Here is a 17909-nt window from a genome sequence, read left to right as displayed (position 1 = left end):
GTCAATCCTTAGCATTTTTCTTACTTCAAAATTTCATGATTCTCTGCATTTAACTGCATTGTATGACTTCTTACAGCTTCTTCGATTTCTTCAAAAGCCCAATAAGTGATTGGAACATCAATAAATGTGGAGGTTGTTACACCCGTTAATGGCCCACGTTTAAATAAGCGGTTTAATACCTTCACTGCTTGGGCTCTTGTTAGTTTTTCATCAGGACGGAATGTCTGGTCCTCATAGCCAATCATAAAGTTGGATACTTTCATAAATTGAATGGACTCAAATGCCCAATGAGTCGCTGTTACATCCTTGTAGCTTCCTTTGTGTAGGGATACAAGCTTTGCACAGCTATCAAATGTATTTTCATCACGTTGACATTCATTTTTTATCCAACGATAGGCAATTTCCGCCATTTGAGCACGTGTGATTGAACCGTTCGGATTAAATTGATTCTCATTTGTACCAAGCATAATGCCTTCTTGTTTTACTTTCATAATCTCTTGATAGGCACTATGAGTTGAAGGAACATCCGAATAATCAGAAATATTTGTGGACACAATTTTTAAATTACGTCCAAGCATTGTTGCCATTTGTGCTCTTGTAATATGCTCATTGGGGCGGAATGTTGCACCGTACCCTTTAATGTATGGCTCATGTAATAGTACCTGGCTGTTATTATTTTGCTCGCCCTCTTCCATGTAAATTAACGTAAAGGTACTAAATTTATTAACTGTAAATTGTATTCCTTCAGTACCATCGTTCATTTTTACAAGAGTGCCCTTCATTAATTCTTTTGTGCCGTCACTATGCTCAATATAGACGCCTAAATTAGCTAGTATTTTTGTACGTTCTTCTGCATTTAATGGCAGGCTTTCTTTTAATGGAAGAACAATGGATACTTCTCTATTTTGCATATTTGTTGCAATTTCCATTGGACGTCCTATCACCTGTACGGATTGTTGATGAGCCACCTGCTGAACAATTTCCTCTGACTTCGCTCGGTTTTCAAGTTCTTTCTGTTCTTCCTCTGACTTAATAGGAATTACTCGGAAGTAGAGATTATCATTGAAATCTATAATAGAGGCTGTCGGAATGGAAATGATCGCATTTGCTGTTGCAATTTCAAGTTTTAGCTTACCTTTGTTTAATTCTTCCAATGCTATCTTTGATATCTCAACAAGTACTTCTTTCACTTTATCTTCATTATCTGGAATAACAATCCGTGCTGTATCAAGACCCTGTTCTTTCGCCTTTTCTACAGTTTCTTTTGCAATTTTCTCTGTCAATGAAACCTTATCTTTTAGCGTTCCATCTGGTTCTGTTGTTCGAGTAATTGGCGTTTTAGTTAAATTCCAACCATTCTCACCATCTACATTGACAACAATCATTTCTGTTGTAGGAGAAGGTGAAGAAGGATCTGTAGCCCCATCATTCCCTGTTGGATAGGAGGTAGATGGGGGAGTTAGAGCTTCCCATTTTGCATATAAGATTACATTTGTACTGCCAATTGTGAATGTATTATTAGCTATATAGGTTGTACCAGTCCCATTAACTTTGGTATTCCAGCCAACAAACCTGTAACCTGTTTTTTCTAAATTACCTACGTTGCCAGCTACTGTTGCTGTTGTTCCTGCTAAATATTGAGTAGAATCGGTTGGGACACTTCCACCTGTATTGGTATTACCATCATACATAATAGTAAAAGTAGGCTGGGCTACATGAATCGTCACTGTACCCGTAATTATTCCACCATGTCCATCATCTACTTGAATTGTAAAGGTATCCATTCCTACAAAATTACTATTCGGTGTATAAGTCCATACGCCGTCCACATTCACTTCTACTGTTCCATTTGTTGGTTCACTACCTTTGCTGTACGTCAATGGATGATCATCCGCATCGTAGCCAGTCGCTATAGCTGAAACAGGTGTATTAGCAGGAGTTGTCTTTGTAATATCAGCCATAGTAGGTGGTGTATTGATTATCGTTGTATCCTGAACTGCTATAGCTAGATTCATTGGTAAGCCATCGCTAAATGTAAAGGTTAAATTTGTTGTCCCAACTGGTTGTGAGGATAAATATTCTTTTGTGATTGTCACATTGTTTTGCACATCAATAAAATAGTCAATATCCTTTACTAATAAATTACTGCCGTTTGCAATACTATCCAAAATGTTACCATTTAGCGACATTGTCGTTATAACATCTGCACTATTTGTAAGGTTCTTATCAAAAGTAGCTGTAGTAGGACTAATTGTACTATTAGCATTTGAAACGGTGTAGCTTTCAGACATTACTTGACTTGCTATCCAGCCTTCCTTCATAGCAATTGCTTTAACAGTCATTGGATGATCCAATTGAATGGGTTCACTATAAACAGCACTATTAATAGTCGGATCATTTCCGTCTGTTGTATAATAAATAACAGCCCCCTGTGTCTTTGATGTCAACGCAATTGCCGTTCCCCATGGCACATGACTACCAGCTATGCTCGTTTGAGGTTTATAGACACGCAAGCTCGGTTTGATCGTTTCAGCATTATTTATATTGATAGGACCCGAATTACCTGACCCTCCTGCTACAAAAATAGTTTCTCCATTTAAGGATGCTGAAGAAGTGTGACCAAGGCGGCCTGGACTCATAAAATTACTACTTTCCGTCCAAGTATTTGTTTCTGAATCATAAACAACTGCAGAATTTAGCAGTACATAATTGGGATCAAATCCACCTATTACATACACTCTGCCGTCTGCTGCTGTTACCGCAGCTGTCACATATCTAGGTTGAGGCAAGCTAGTTCCAGCCGACCAACTATTAAGGATCGGATCATATATTTCAACACTGCTCGACATGGATCCATTGACTGTCCCTCCTATTACCATGACTCTACCATCATCCAGCAACACTGCACTATGCTCCTTTCTAGTTGCGCCCATATCAGGACCTAATGTCCAAGTATCAGTAGATGGATTATAAATCTCGGTAGATTTCAAATCCTCTTCATCGTTTCCGCCGCCAGTTACCAATACCTCACCACTCGGCAAAGTCACAGCTGCATGGCTAGCACGTTTTATAGACATTGGCGCACACTCCGACCATGTATTGTTTAAAGGATCATATATTTCTGCCGATTGTAAGACACCATCCTCGAAACGATTTCCCCCTGTAGCTAAAATCATGCCATTTTGAAGCCTTACAGCTGCATGGCTAAATCGGGCTGTATTCATATTTGCTGCTACATCCCATGTGCTTGTCGTTAAATTATAAATTTTAGTGGAGGTTAGATGAGTTAAGCCATCATTTCCACCCATAATGATAATTCTATTCCCATCTAAGGGGGCAGATGATAAAAGTTGGCGCTTGTCATCCGTATTAGCAAAAACAGAAGCCCCATTAGAAAATGAAGTTAGACCTAATAAAAAAATTACTACAACTATAAATAAACGTTTAAAATTAACTTTCATATAACACCCCTAATAATTGATATATTCAGTAAATAAAAACCTAGGAACTATAATTACTCTATTTTCCTCCTACTTTTTTGATGAAATTAATAAAAAAATTATAGCATAATCAGTATATTATTAATTGTTAAAAAAATTTAACATACTCAAATTGTTAAAAGAAGTCACGTACAAAAACTTTATCTATTCTACTCATCTCGTACTTAACAAGACATTCTGTTATATTGTTAATCTAATCGATTCGGAAATTCAAATCTCTTGTGGATTTTTATACGGTTTTAGGGGAGAGGAAAAGTTATATAATATGTAAGGAAAATGTAAAAGTATCACAAGTATCTAACTTATAAAGTGCTCGTTTATTATTAAATTTGTTTAAAACTATACGAAACTTTTAACAGACATACATCAAAATGAACTGCACCTTCACTTGTTGATATGCTCCCCAATAAGTAGACAGATTAAAAAATAAAATCTGTTTACCTATTGGGGAGATTTTTTATGAGAAAATATAGCTTTTCAAAAGAAGAAAAGTTAGAGATTCTAAATTTTTATGAAAATAGCCAATTTACTCTTAATGAGGTGGCTGAACTGTATAAAGTTGATTCTCGAACGATCAAAGATTGGCAAAATAATTACTTGTTTTTTGGAGAGGATATCCTTAACAGAAGTAAACATCATAATACATACCCTAAAGAATTAAAGCTGGCAGCTGTTCAAGACTATATTTCCGGAAGTTATTCATTAAGAGAAACCGTTAGAAAATATAGACTTTCTGGTACAACCGTTTTGCGAAATTGGATTAAAAAGTATACTAGTCATAGTGAATTAAAAGATTCAGGTAAAGGAATGAGCAAAACTATGACTAAAGGTAGAAAGACAACAGTACAAGAGCGAATTGAAATAGCACAAGCTTGTATTGCCAACGGTAAAAAATATCAAGTAATAGCTGAACAATATGCGGTTTCTTACCAGCAAGTATATCAATGGGTAAAAAAATTCGAACAATCCGGAGAGTTAGGCTTACAAGATCGCCGTGGTCTTACAAAGTTAGAAGAAGAGTTAAGCACTGAAGACAAGTTTCGTTTAGAACTCCAACGTATGGAACGTGAAAATGAACGATTACGTGCAGAAAATCTTTTCTTAAAAAAGTTAGAGGAAATCGAAAGGAGGCGTCGCTAAGCCAAATTCGCTTACAACAACGCTATGTAGCGATTCAAGAAGTACACCAAGAGGAGAAATTTTCGATTCTTTTACTATGTAAAATCGCTGGTGTTTCGCGCGCTGCTTACTATAAGTGGCTCAATCGCAAGCCCTCTAATAGAGAGGTTGAAAATGAAGCCATTTTAAACGCGATTCATCACCTTTACCAACAAGTAGAGGGTATATATGGCTATCGTCGTACGACGTTGACCATCAATCGTCAGCGAAAAGAAAATCATCAAATGATGGTGAACAAAAAGCGTATTTATCGTTTGATGAAAATGTGTCGATTAAAATCGGTGATTCGTCGAAAACGAAAAAAATATCGTAAATCAAATCCAGATTATGTAGCAGAAAATATACTTAGTCGCAAGTTCGAAGCAGACCTACCAAACCAAAAGTGGTGTACAGATGTCACGGAGTTTAAATATGGGAATGGAAAAAAGGCTTATCTAAGCGCCATTATTGATTTATACGATAATTCAATTGTGAGTTATGTATTAGGTCATTCGAATAACAATAAACTTGTTTTTCAAACGATGACGCCAGCTATACAAAAATTAAAAGAGGATGAGCATCCCCTTATTCATAGCGATCGCGGTTATCAATATACTTCAAAACTTTTCAAACAGATGATAGATGATGCTGGGATAGTACATAGTATGTCTAGAGTGGGACGTTGTATCGATAATGGACCAATCGAGGCTTTTTGGGGTACGCTCAAATGCGAAAAATACTATTTAAATAAATATGATACATATGAAGCGCTTAAAAAAGCAATTGTAGGATACATTTCGTTTTATAATTCAGAGCGCTATCAAGAAAAATTAAACGGCTTGAGCCCCTTGGAATTCAGGGATCAAGCCGCATAAAGTATTTTTATTATTTCCACTGTCTACTTGACGGGGAGCACTTCATGTTAAATAGTGTCTAACAAGTGAGGTGCAGTTCAAGAGTGTATAGTTTTTATAAGCTTACTAGCTGATTAACTGTGCTATACTTCCCTTCATAAAAGGCAAGTGGTGACCCTTCACTCATAACGATATCAGTTACTTCGCCAATAAAAAGTGTATGATCTCCTGCAATTTGTTTACTATGAACATTACACACAATATTTACCAAGGCATTCTTTACTACTGGTAACCCATCTAACCACTCAAACTCAACTTGACGTTCTTCTTTAATTTGTCCCGCAAAATGCATTGATAGTTCTTTTTGTTCCTCTGACAATATATTAACAGCGAATTTGCCTGACGTATTAATTTTATCTAGCATTCTAGCTTTTTCACCAATTGATATTAACACCAATTTTGGGTCAAGCGATACCGACATAAATGCATTTGCTGTCATACCATGTGCTTCCCCCTCTATAACTGTTGTAATTACTGTTACCCCTGTAGCAAATTTACCCATTGCATTTCTAAAAGTTCTATCATCCATCATTTGACTTCCTCCTTAAAATTAAAAGTGTTTTATTATAGATTTAAAATGAGCTATAAATAATTTTATCGTGACTTCCCATTGATTTAAGGACCTTGGATACGGATATCCAAAGACGTACAATTTTTTATTTCATAAGATTCAGAAATAAAATTAACTACCTTTTCAACCTAACTATTTAATAACCAGTTCTTTCTGAGGTAATGATTGATCATCTACTAGGCTCTCTTCCATCACTGGCGCCTTGCGTAAAAATGTGACAGAGATAAAAGAAGCTACTGAAAGGATCGCAATAAAAATAGCGAGTGGAATCCAAGAGTTATGATAAGCACTTAGTAAGACAGTAGCGATCATAGGAGCAGTTCCCCCAAATAATGCCGAGCCTGCTTGATAGCCAAGTGTTATTCCCGTATAGCCAACATTCGTACTGAACATTTCTGTAAACATTGTGCCAATGATACTTGCAATGGAAGACCATAGAATACCTAAGCCAATAATGGAAACGGCATAAGCCCAAAATGTTGAGGCTGTTGCCAATAAATAATAATAAGGGAACGAGAAGAGAGCAATGCCAGCTGCTCCCATCATGAATACACGTTTACGGCCCAATACATCCGATAATTTCCCCATTATTGGAATACATAATGTTGTTACAATAGTTGCAACAGTAATAATGTTTAATGCTGTAGTCCTTGAGAAACCTATGCTGTCTGTAGCATAGGAGATAAAAAATGTTGTGAATAGATAGAATGGACCCACTTCAACACATTTTGCTCCTAATGAAATTAACACAGCTTTCCAATGATAACGTAGTGTCTCAACAAGAGGAATTTTCACAACATTTCCTTTTTGTTTTTCTTCACTAAAGGCTGAGGTTTCTTCAATACCACGGCGTATCCATAAACCAGTAATTACTAAAACTGCACTTAGTAAAAAAGGAATTCTCCATCCCCATGAAAGAAATTGTCCCTCTGGTAGTAAAGTCATTATTGAAATAGCTGTTGTTCCAAGTAACATACCAAGAGGGATTCCCATCGCAGGGAAACTTCCGTAGAATCCTCGTTTTTCTTTCGGTGCATTTTCAACTGCTAAGAGAACAGCTCCTCCCCATTCCCCACCAACAGCAACCCCTTGTAAGAGTCGTAAGAATACAAGTAGAATGGGTGCTAAAATTCCGATTGTACTATATGTTGGTAGCAAACCTATACATACTGTTGAAATCCCCATTAATAGAAGGGAGATAACAAGGGTATTTTTTCTTCCAAATTTATCGCCCATATGGCTAAAAATGAGACCACCAAGAGGGCGAATAAAAAATGTAACACCAAAGGAAGCATAAGCAAGTAATAGACTTACATATGGATCATGGCTTGGGAAAAATAATTTATTGAAAACAAGCGCTGCCACGGTACCATAAAGAAAAAAATCATAAAATTCAATTGTACTGCCCACTAAACTAGCGAATAATACTTTTCGGGAACTTGCAGTTGATTGTTCTTTTCTCATTCATCACATTCCCCCAACTATTTGATTTTTAAATACAGATTTGTAGATAAGCTTTAATTCCAAATAGGTATAGTATCCATAGAGGCTACTTTGTTAAAAAATTTAACAGTAATTTCTTTTTGATGCCCTTCTTTCAATTGTTCCAGTTTATTACTGCTTAGTTCAAAACGATTGTTATGAGGGCTAGTATGCTTAAAGAAACCTTGAATGGTTCTGATCCCATTCGTAATTTCGACTTTATAGAGGCCTCTTTTCGGCAAAACATACTTCCCATGAATTTGAAACTCAATATTACTTAACTTCTGTTGTGTATACAAATTCATGGGAAAATTTATTACCCCATTCATTTCATAATGTTTCCCTAAATAGAACGGTACTAAATGAACATCACCTTCACTTATTAACGCTCTAATTAACGTTGAACTTATTTTATTATCATTCGTAACCCTTTTTGAAATTACTGTCACTTCAAAGGGATTGTACATACTGACCTGTCGTAAATAATCTACATTGCCTTGAGCTTTACAACCAAAAGTGAAATCAAAGCCCACAACAATATGGGTTGCATGGAGATTTATTATATATTGCTTAATAAATTCGCTTGCAGAAAGTGAAGCGAACGGCAATGTAAATTTCATTACAAAAACTTTATCTACACCAAACTTAGACATTTCTTCAAGTTTGGAAGCCAATGGGGTTAAATATTTTCTATCTGATTCACGTTTGATGATCTCACTAGGATGAGGATCAAAGGTCATAACAGTTAATTTTATATTTTTTTTGTTGGCGATTTTCTTTGCTTGCTGCAATAAAAACTGATGACCTAAATGAACACCATCGAAAAAACCTAAAGCCATTACATGAGGTTCTTGAACGCCTAATGGCTCATTCATTGGATGTGTTAAATGTAAAATTTCCACTGTGCTTCACCTTCCTTACAAGCTATTTCGTTATGAGAGAAACGAATTCTACACCTTTAATGCATACTGTATTGTGTATACATTAAAGAACGATAAAAAGTGCAGAATTTTGTCTAATTTCACATATATATATTCGTACCAGAGGCATTTTAGATGAGATTCTTCACCCCATCTAATTAGCTTCTATTTCTATATTATTTAATTGCTTATTCGTTAGTAGAGTAATAGCGAACCTCGAAAATTTTACAGCCATTTGGTGATTTCCATGGTCCATGCTCCATACCAGGAGGACGACACGCAACCATTCCCGCCGTAAATTCCTCGTTTAGACGTAAGTCGATTAATGATCCTTCTATAATGTATAGTTCTTCCCAGAAGTCATGGATTTGTACGCCATCTGGAGATGTATCTGTTCCTGCCCCTAGCTCAAGGATACGAGTCGCAACTTCAGTACCTGGAATTTGTGCAATAATTCGTTGTGCTGACCCTTTCACTGTTTTTGACGGAGTTGCTTCAAACGTTTTATAATCAACAAATTCATGTTCCATTTTTTCCTGGTCTGCATAATAACGAACTTCGAAAATTTTACAGCCATTTGGTGATTTCCATGGTCCATGCTCCATACCAGGAGGACGACACGCAACCATTCCCGCCGTAAATTCCTCGTTTAGACGTAAGTCGATTAATGATCCTTCTATAATGTATAGTTCTTCCCAGAAGTCATGGATTTGTACGCCATCTGGAGATGTATCTGTTCCTGCTCCTAGCTCAAGGATACGAGTCGCAACTTCAGTACCTGGAATTTGTGCAATAATTCGTTGTGCTGACCCTTTCACTGTTTTTGACGGAGTTGCTTCAAACGTTTTATAATCAATAAATTCGTGTTCAGGCTTAATCGTAACTTCTATTTCTGATTTTCTCATGTTATACGACCTCCGCATCTGTCAAAATATGAACCTTATAATTTAATTGGATTTTACTGTCCGTTAAACGATCATATAATTCTGCTGAAAAACCATCACCGTAAATAAATTCACCAGTTATAATAGGAAGCGTTCCACAAAATACAACCATATCCTCACTGTAGTATCCACGCTCTTCTATAATTTTAAGTAAATCTTTGGGCTGGAGGAATTCTCCGAGTGTTCCTGCTTGATACTCTTTCTTATCACCATCAACAATCATCCAGCTTCTCATTTCAATGTTATCCCAGCGGCTTTCAATGTCATCTAAAGGCCAGAACTGTGCAGAAATAGGCTTGCTGCAAACTTGTTTAGATTTCTGAATAGACACTTTTTCAAGTTCACGATCCGTATGATCACTCCCAAGTCCTACATACCATTTTCCGTCAACACTCATAATAATTACTTCTGCTTCTCCACTACTACTTTCTTGGACAACTGAAATAGATTGACTTGTCGTAAGAAGATTTGTTGAAATATCATAAATCATTGGAACTTGTGGAGGAGCTGGCACGCCAATCTCTCTTAATTCATCAATATGTTTTTTTACAGATGCCTGATCCTTCCCCGTGTAACCAGCAATAAGTAGTCGTTTTGGGCTTACACTTATATGCTCTCCGGAAACATGAATATTCATTAAATTAATTCCTCCTGTTTATCTAAAACTCGATGCTTTAAATTTGGAAAAGCATCACGAATAGAAGCGATTTGAGATGGATCAATTTCTGTTTTTACAATCGTTTCTTCATCGCCTCCACTTGCCATTACAATTCCCCAAGGATCAACCACTTGACTATGACCACCTAATTGGATGCCATGTGTATTACCTACACAATTACTCGAAATCAAGAAACATTGGTTTTCTAATGCTCGAGCCATATTAAATATTTTCCAATGCTCTAATCTAGCATGTGGCCAAGCAGATGTAACAAGAAGTAATTCTGCTCCTAAATCTACTTGTGCACGATACAATTCAGGAAAACGTAAATCATAGCAAGTTGATAATCCTACCTTCCCAAAGTCTGTATCTACTACAGTTGTTTCATTGCCTCTTGTTAAAATTTGCCCCTCCTGTGAACCGTAACGGAATAAGTGCATTTTTCTATAGGTTCCAATAAGTGCACCTTCTGGAGAAAATAAAACACTAGTGTTATAGAATTTTCCATTATTTCTTTCTATAAAGCTGCCTGCAAATAGATAAGAACGAATTTCTTTTGCCTTTGAAGAGAATCGCTGTACAAAATCTCCATTTATTTCTTCCGATTCATCAACATATCGATCAAATGCAAAGTACCCAGTTGCCCATGTTTCAGGTAGAACAATTAAATCTTGACCCTTTAATTTATCAATCATTGCTTCCACACGATCTATACGAGCGTTTTTAGATTCATTATCTTTAATCTCTAATTGTATTGATGCAATCTTCATTTTTTCAACATCCTTTTATCTATATTTCCTAAACGAGTTCCTCCACTTGTGTAGGGAGAGAATAACTTTCTAAAAATGTCTCAACCATTCTCACAGGTTCTTCATATCCATAATTTCTAAATGAATAGCCTTTCGTAACGAACGGTGCGCCATTATAGAACATTTCGTACTGTTGATGTCTCCCTCCAAATTCTGATCCAATGATATCCCATACTAACTTAAATAATTTAATTTTCTCCTCAGCACCTACGCCTGTAGAACGTATATATTGATAGATATCATCTTTCGTCTCAGGATTGATCAGTTCTTTATAGGAAGAAGGTAATTGTAAAACGCCTCCACCACATAGCTCTCTTAAAATTCTAATAACTGATGCATAAATAATATCCTGTTGACCAACTACACCGTAAAGGAAACGCGGATCTGGTCGTGCTACACCATTTTTATCAATGGTACAATTATATTCAGAGGCTAAAAGGTTACCTTCGACAGAAGCTGCAATAGATGCCAATTCACCTAGCTTTTCTTGAACAGAAGGAATTTTATCTATCCCGTTCATTGCTGTCACTTTTCGAGCCGCACCAATTAAAAATTTCAATTTATTACTAAATCTTATTTGGGCTTGATTATTACCTAATACGTGGGCCGGCGTTTCATGGAACTGCGCTCTTACAATATCAATATTTTTGTAAACAAAAATATCTGACCACGGAATAAATACATCATCAAAAACAACTAATGAATCACTTTCATCAAAACGAGAAGATAATGGATAATCAAATGTGCTTGGTGATTTGTCAGCGTAGCTAGGTCTCGCATAGAATTTTAGCCCTTTAGCATTGATTGGTAATACAAAGGATACAGCGTAGTCTTCATCACCAGGTCGCAGTGGAGTAAGACAACTTACAAATAAATAATCAGATACTGCTGATGCTGTACCAAGCATTTGAGAACCTCTTACAACAATACCGTCCTCTTTTTCTTCATAAACACCCACTGGGAGAAATTTATCTTCCAATTCATGAGCTGCTTTACTTCGGTCAATTTGTGGTGGAATGATAACATATGTTACATATAAATCTTTATCGCGCACATGCTTATAGAAATTGACAACATTTTCTCCAAAACCTTCTCCACCACGTTCAAATACCTCGGGTGAACTAGCAAATGAGGCTAAAAAGCTAGCAACATGATCAGGACTTCTGCCTACAAAACCGCAAGTTGCTTGAGACCATTTAGAAATCGCTAATCTTCGTTCCTTTAGTTCTTCACGACTCTTCGGGATCATATAAATTTTGTTTGCGAGTGTGCCATCCTCTGTTGTATAAGTCATATTTTGCGAGTCATCTAATGCTAAATCATATAAACCAGCAATCGTATTTGTAATTCCTTTAAAGGCAGGATGTGTGGCTACATCTTTGACTCTTTCTCCATTTATGTAGATCACTCGATCATCTTTCAGTGCCTCTAAATACTCTTGACTTGTTCTAACCATATTTAATTCCTCCTCGTGTATTAAATAAATAGATGTTTTTAATGAATCATTAACTCCCTTTTCAGCACTCCGCATACTGTATTGTGTATACATTGATTCCCTCAAAATTTTATACTACAACAAATGCTTAGAAGCAAGCGCTTTCATTCAAGCAAATTAATTTACAAATGCCACAACATATTTACTAACATCTAGCTCATTCGAAGTTGAAGCATCCGTTAAATAGTATCGAGACAAAAGCCCTCTTGCATAAGAACTTCCTTATAATGGGAAGTTCTCCCTCCACTAAAGTTAGTGGTACACTTCCTTAACACCCCCCTTCAAAACATTTTACCTATCAGGAATTATCAATAACTACTAATGTTTCTTTTGTATTTTCTAAATGGTTTACAATCATCTTTGAAGCTAATTCAGGATTTTTTTCCTCTATAGCTTGTACAATCTGCTGGTGTTCAATTAGAACACTTCTCATTCTCCCAGGCTTCCTCACTGCTCTCAGCCCAATAAGCTGAGTAAGATTGTGAAGATTCGTTAAAATTTGTTCAATGATCGTGAATTTAGCCAGCTTTGTAAGAGATAGATGGAACTCATGGTCTAGCTCAATAAATCTAATCGCATCATCATTTTCCAATGCTTCCTCTTGTTGTTTTAAAATTATTTTCAATGATTTCAGCTGCTCAGTCGATGTAATTATTTCAATAAGCTTTTTTACTGCTTCCACTTCAATAGCACTTCTTACTAAAAAGATTTCATCCTGTTCCTCTTTAGTAATTTTTTTTACGGTCATTCCCTTTCTTGGAATCGCCACAAGCAAACCTTCTTTTACCAAATCTTGAATAGCTGCTCTTACTGGTGTTCTTGAAGTATTGAGTGTTTCTGCTAATTGCACTTCCGTAAAAATTTCGTCACTTGTAATCCCACCAAATAATATAGCTTTCTTAATTTGTTTATAAACTTTATCTTGAGTTGTTTTTTCTTTTGCTATTGGCTTTAATTGAACCTCTTCCATATTAATCCGTCCTTTTACTAAGTCTTTACCATACTCCATTAAAAATTTGAATTTATATGAATGGTTTAAACTCTTTATGTTTTATGTATACATAATACGAAAAACTACTTATAGAAGTCAATATTTTTTATTTTTTCTGAAATTTTAGAATAAAATTTAATTAATACTTAGAATGTTCAAGTCTGTCGCTTTATTAAAATATCAATCGTATACGTCTTTAAGGGAGATTAATTCATACACCTACTAAGACTGACAGAGCCAATAATTTTATAAACAGCTCCAAAATAGGAGGAGGTTCTACCAGCTGTAATAGAATCCTCCTGTTTATTTGCAAGGTTCTTCTATAGTCATAATTAATTGTTATTTAGCAATCCCCCGCCAAAAAACTTCCCAGCTTATCTTTAATCTTCTTTCATATTCTTCTTCAGAGAAATTCACCATATAAAAGAGCGTACCATCTAACATACAAAGAAAAGCTGTCACAATCGTCTCTGTTTCAACGTATTTATCCGATTCATTCTCTAAAATATTATAGAGTAATTTTCTAATTTCTGATTCCGATTCATTATATTTTTGAAGCATAAAATCCTTAAATTTCTCAGGAGGCACAACCCCATATCTTTTAATAAAAAAGCCCAGCTCGTGATCATAAAAATATTTATTTAATTTTTCCATAAGCGTGTATAATTTTTCCTCTACAGAAAGCATGTTTAACGAACTTAATTGGTTACGCATAAAAAGATGATAATCTCTCATAACATTATTAGTGACATTTTCAAACAATTCTTCTTTACTGGAGAAATAAGCATAAATAGATGGTGCTTTAATATTTACCCTGTTTGCTATCTCTTTAAGAGATGTTTCTTCATATCCTTTTGTAGAGAATAGGATTAGAGCATGCTTCAATATTTCTTGCTTTGTTGCTTCTCCCTTACTCATCATTTCTCACCTCATTATAATATCCTCCTATTAGGATACCAATTTCAGCCCAACAATACTTATGATAATTCCACCAACAAGAACTAGCTTTTTTGCATCCTTAGGCTCCTTGAAAACCATCATGCCAATTAACACACTTCCGGCTGCCCCGATTCCTGTCCATATACCATAACCAATGCTTACAGGTATTTCCTTTAACGAGATAGATAGAGCGATGAAGCTTAACCCCATAAATATGATTAACATAATAGTTGGCTTTATTTTCGTAAAGCCTTCAGATAATTTTAAAAATATTACACCACCGACTTCCATTATTCCTGCTAGCACTAAAAATAACCAGCTCATCCTATACACCATCCTCTGTTTCAGACTGATTGGATATAAATTTAAGCCCAATAATACAGCTAATTAACATTAACACGAATACAATCTTTATAAGACTAACGGAATCCCCTAAAAATACCATGCCGACAAGGGCCGTCCCAAAAGAACCCAGACCTGTAAAAACAGCATAAGCCGTTGATATGGGAAGAAACTTTAACGCTTTAGAGAAGGCATAGAAGCTTAATACCAGTAATATAACTGTTGGAATTACGACTTTTATATTTGTGAAACCATTTGAATACTTCAATCCTAAAACCCAACCTACTTCTAGAATTCCTCCAAAGATAAGAAATAGCCATGCCATAAAACTGCTCCTTTGTATATATTTATTGTCAATAACGTTTACCAATAATAAACGTAGTGTGAGATAAATAGATAATAATTTAACTAATGTTAGTTAGATTTTAAGTAAAAAAAAATAAAAAATCAACCTTTTTATTAAGTATTTTTCAGGAACGATCATTTTTTGTCTGTAGTGAATGGGCGTTTTCCCACGTCTCGCATTGATTGGTGATAGAAGAGCATAAACTAAGAACTTTGCATCCTGCGAAAACGCTTGTGTGACCGACATCTTGTTGACCTCAACCTTTATTTTTACAGGCTGTTTGTCCCTACTTACACACGATGGTTTTACCTTATGTTTTGAAGTGGGGATCTTACAGCCTGTAGCTGCCGCTGGTATGGCATTCTAAAATTGTACCTTTCGGTTACTAATTTATGTATGAAAAAACCACTTGCCAACATTACCCAATAAAAGTAAACTCCTCGTTGGACCAAAAACGTTTGACAGGAGGATTTTAGGAGTTGTTACATGTGGTAGAAATCAATTATATCAGACATGAAGTAAACCAAAAAGGTAAAAGTTATGCCGAAGTTGCAAGGCAAGTTCAGCATGATGAACGAACGGTGAAAAAGTATGCAGATCAAGAGCAGTTTCCTCAAAGATATAAACAAACACGTACATCACCAGTCATGGATCCAGTAAAACATATACTCGATGGATGAATTCGTGAAGATTTGAAGTTGAAAAAGAAGTTTCAACGCACGGCACAACGTATGTATGATCAATTAGTTGAAGTACATAATTTCTGTGGAGGAGATCATACGGTAAGACGCTATGTTTCAGAACGTAGAAAAGAACTCTCAAAAGAAGCTGAAGGTGCATCCCTACCACTCGAAACGATTCCGGGTACAGCACAAGTAGATTTCGGAAAGGCACCCTTTAAGTATTTAAATGAAGTAATTGAATTACCATTTCTGGTTATGTCCTTCCCCGATGCCAATACATTCTATTTTCAGGTATTTCCGTCGGAAAATACAGAATATCTATTAGAAGGTTTACAGCGTATTTTTCAGCAGATGAAGAGTGTACCTAAAACGATTCGATTTGATAATTTATCGCCAGCTGTAAAGAAAGTTCATGCAAAAGGTGAACGTGCTCTAACGGATATGTTTGAGCGATTTGTGCTACATTACGGATTTGAATACGAGTTTTGCAATCCCGCAAAAGGAAATGAAAAAGGTCACGTAGAAAATAAAGTGTACCCTTTGTAAAGGACATTTTGAAAAAGGTTAGGCAACTTCTTGAAGCTGCAGTCTGTATTTTACAGGCGGCAGCTTTTTTAAATTCCACTGACCTCGATAATGGTTATAATAGATCATATAGCTTTTCACTTCTTGTTTTACATCTTCTAATGTCTCACAATCTTTTATATTCGACTCATCTTTAAAATGCCCAAAGAATGATTCTTGAGGTGCGTTGTCCCAACAGTTGCCTCGGCGTGACATCGATTGACCTAAGCCCATTTGTTTCACGAGTTTTTGGAACGCTGGATTGGTATAATGAAAACCTTGGTCTGAATGGATGAAGGCGTCCTGAGCTAGATGCTTTAGCTTTTTCAGTTTTTTCAAAGTGTTGAGCACAATCTCCATTGTGATGCTATCTGCTACTTCATACGCCAAAATCTCATTCGTTTCAGCGTCTTTAATCGTTGATAAATAAGCACGTTTACCATTTTTATAAGTCAAATACGTGATATCCGTTAAGAGGACTTTACCAGCCACGCCTTGTTTAAATTGACGTTCGAGCATATGTGGACACGTACGATGTTCTTGTGTGGCTTTGGCTAGACGACGATAAGGATTCGCTTTACGAATTGGACAGATCACCCCGAACTTCTTCATAATGCGGCGAATTCGCTTCAGGTTATAGGTAATACCGTATGGATGGTGAAGCGTCATTTTGATTTGACGTGCTCCTTTGTGACGTCGTCGGAATCGATACGCTTTTAAAATCACTTCCTTTACGACTTCATCTGCTTGGTGTTTTATCGCTCTTTTTTGAAGAGATTCTTTCTTAAAATAGTTATAATAGCCTGAGCGTGATACCTCCAACACTTCACAAAGATAGCGTACCATTCGCTTCAATCCATACCTTTCAATCGTTTGACCAATCAGTTCAAATTTCAGTTCTGGTGCGAGTTTTATTTCTTTTTCAACATCTGCCTTTCGAGTAAATCGCTCTTTTTTAATAGTTCGTTTTCCGCTTCTAGTAAACGCATTTTCGCTTCAAGTCGTGCATATTTTTCCTCTATACTTAATTCTCGCTCAATAGGACGTCCTGAACTGTGTTTTCGAGAATCTTCTAAACCTGTAATTCCACGTTTTTTATAAGCTGTTCTCCACCTAGTACCTGCTCTGTGAATACGTGTTATACCAATCGCTTCCACGTCAAATCCCGCTTCTTCAAAAATTTCTCTTGGTAATTTTCCTGTTTCAGATTGTGCAATAAATAAGCGTTTAAACTCATCCGTATACGTAATCGCTTTATCGCTCACAGCTTTTACATACGGATTCTTTTTTAATTCATTTTGTTGGTGAGGTGTTAAAAAGTTCTTAGTCATAGTAGTGGCTCCGAATCTTGTTTTTTTCATTATAAACAAAAAGCGCCCTATAAGATGACCTTTTTCAAGTGTCTATCTTATAGGGTACATTTTCTATTAACAGATCTATCTTTCTTTTTCCTTTAGGAATTAGCTGCTGCAATAACCCAGATGGAAATGTTAACAGAAATAATAAGAAGAAGTGTGTAAATTAGATACTTATTATCTTCTTTCTTCTCTGTTTTAAAGAATAAAATTTTGATGAGCATCAACACAAATGCAA

General features: G+C 36.0%; 14 protein-coding genes and 1 pseudogene. 2 read left to right on the top strand and 13 right to left on the bottom strand.

All coding sequences use genetic code 11. The features are described 5' to 3' along the window. Positions 1–20: 20 nt before the first annotated feature. Positions 21–3461, bottom strand: a complete 3441-nt coding sequence (locus MHB44_RS07250) for a kelch repeat-containing protein (RefSeq protein ID WP_341302172.1) — start codon at positions 3459–3461, stop codon at positions 21–23. Positions 3462–3959: 498 nt separating this feature from the next. Between MHB44_RS07250 and MHB44_RS07245 the strand changes: the two genes are divergently transcribed. Then, positions 3960–5533, top strand: a protein-coding gene (locus MHB44_RS07245; RefSeq protein ID WP_341302171.1) for an IS3 family transposase whose coding sequence is annotated in 2 segments (ribosomal slippage) — positions 3960–4593 and positions 4593–5533 — 1575 coding nt in all. Because the reading frame shifts where the segments join, the coding sequence is not laid out codon by codon here. Between the two features lie 94 nt (positions 5534–5627). Here the strand turns inward: MHB44_RS07245 and MHB44_RS07240 are convergent. From MHB44_RS07240 to MHB44_RS07190, 11 genes are all read right to left on the bottom strand, one after another. Continuing rightward, the gene (locus MHB44_RS07240; protein WP_341302937.1) at positions 5628–6101 is read right to left on the bottom strand and encodes a flavin reductase family protein; all 474 of its coding nucleotides are present in this window, start codon (positions 6099–6101) and stop codon (positions 5628–5630) included. Positions 6102–6275: 174 nt separating this feature from the next. Further along, positions 6276–7607, bottom strand: coding sequence for an MFS transporter (locus MHB44_RS07235; protein WP_341302170.1), 1332 nt, complete (start codon positions 7605–7607; stop codon positions 6276–6278). Positions 7608–7660: 53 nt separating this feature from the next. Next, positions 7661–8527, bottom strand: a complete 867-nt coding sequence (locus tag MHB44_RS07230; protein WP_341302169.1) for an FAD synthetase family protein — start codon at positions 8525–8527, stop codon at positions 7661–7663. A gap of 206 nt (positions 8528–8733) precedes the next feature. Beyond that, positions 8734–9450 carry a hypothetical protein gene (locus tag MHB44_RS07225; RefSeq protein WP_341302168.1) on the bottom strand — a complete coding sequence of 239 codons (717 nt, stop codon included), beginning with the start codon at positions 9448–9450 and terminating at the stop codon, positions 8734–8736. A gap of 1 nt (position 9451) precedes the next feature. Continuing rightward, on the bottom strand, positions 9452–10126 hold the full coding sequence (locus MHB44_RS07220) for a DUF2848 family protein (RefSeq protein ID WP_341302167.1): 675 nt from the start codon (positions 10124–10126) through the stop codon (positions 9452–9454). After that, on the bottom strand, positions 10126–10917 hold the full coding sequence (locus MHB44_RS07215; protein WP_341302166.1) for a carbon-nitrogen family hydrolase: 792 nt from the start codon (positions 10915–10917) through the stop codon (positions 10126–10128). Before MHB44_RS07215 ends, MHB44_RS07220 begins: the two co-directional genes overlap by 1 nt. Before the next feature lie 28 nt (positions 10918–10945). Continuing rightward, positions 10946–12412: a 4-hydroxyphenylacetate 3-hydroxylase N-terminal domain-containing protein gene (locus tag MHB44_RS07210; RefSeq protein ID WP_341302165.1), complete on the bottom strand. Its 1467-nt coding sequence runs from the start codon at positions 12410–12412 to the stop codon at positions 10946–10948. Positions 12413–12749: 337 nt separating this feature from the next. After that, a complete protein-coding gene (locus tag MHB44_RS07205; protein ID WP_341302164.1) occupies positions 12750–13421 on the bottom strand; it encodes a GntR family transcriptional regulator in 672 nt (223 codons plus the stop codon). Positions 13422–13781: 360 nt separating this feature from the next. Further along, the gene (locus MHB44_RS07200) at positions 13782–14363 is read right to left on the bottom strand and encodes a TetR/AcrR family transcriptional regulator (protein ID WP_341302163.1); all 582 of its coding nucleotides are present in this window, start codon (positions 14361–14363) and stop codon (positions 13782–13784) included. 27 nt (positions 14364–14390) lie between these two features. Further along, complete coding sequence (locus MHB44_RS07195; protein ID WP_340805116.1) at positions 14391–14705, bottom strand: multidrug efflux SMR transporter; 315 nt, start codon at positions 14703–14705, stop codon at positions 14391–14393. A gap of 1 nt (position 14706) precedes the next feature. Further along, entirely contained in the window at positions 14707–15048 is a 342-nt protein-coding gene (locus MHB44_RS07190) for a multidrug efflux SMR transporter (protein ID WP_341302162.1), read from the bottom strand. A gap of 500 nt (positions 15049–15548) precedes the next feature. Between MHB44_RS07190 and istA the strand changes: the two are divergent. Beyond that, a pseudogene (istA, locus tag MHB44_RS07185) lies at positions 15549–16277 on the top strand (IS21 family transposase); the annotation flags it as partial. Between the two features lie 39 nt (positions 16278–16316). On the opposite strand, the gene MHB44_RS07180 reads toward istA, so the two are convergent. Further along, positions 16317–17647, bottom strand: a protein-coding gene (locus MHB44_RS07180; RefSeq protein ID WP_341302161.1) for an IS3 family transposase whose coding sequence is annotated in 2 segments (ribosomal slippage) — positions 16317–17266 and positions 17266–17647 — 1332 coding nt in all. Because the reading frame shifts where the segments join, the coding sequence is not laid out codon by codon here. Positions 17648–17909: the final 262 nt, after the last annotated feature.

Source organism: Lysinibacillus sp. FSL H8-0500 (genome assembly GCF_038051955.1).
Lineage (GTDB): Bacteria > Bacillota > Bacilli > Bacillales_A > Planococcaceae > Lysinibacillus > Lysinibacillus macroides.
Note: the sequence above shows the minus strand (reverse complement) of the source record. Positions and strands in the feature narration are given on the sequence as shown.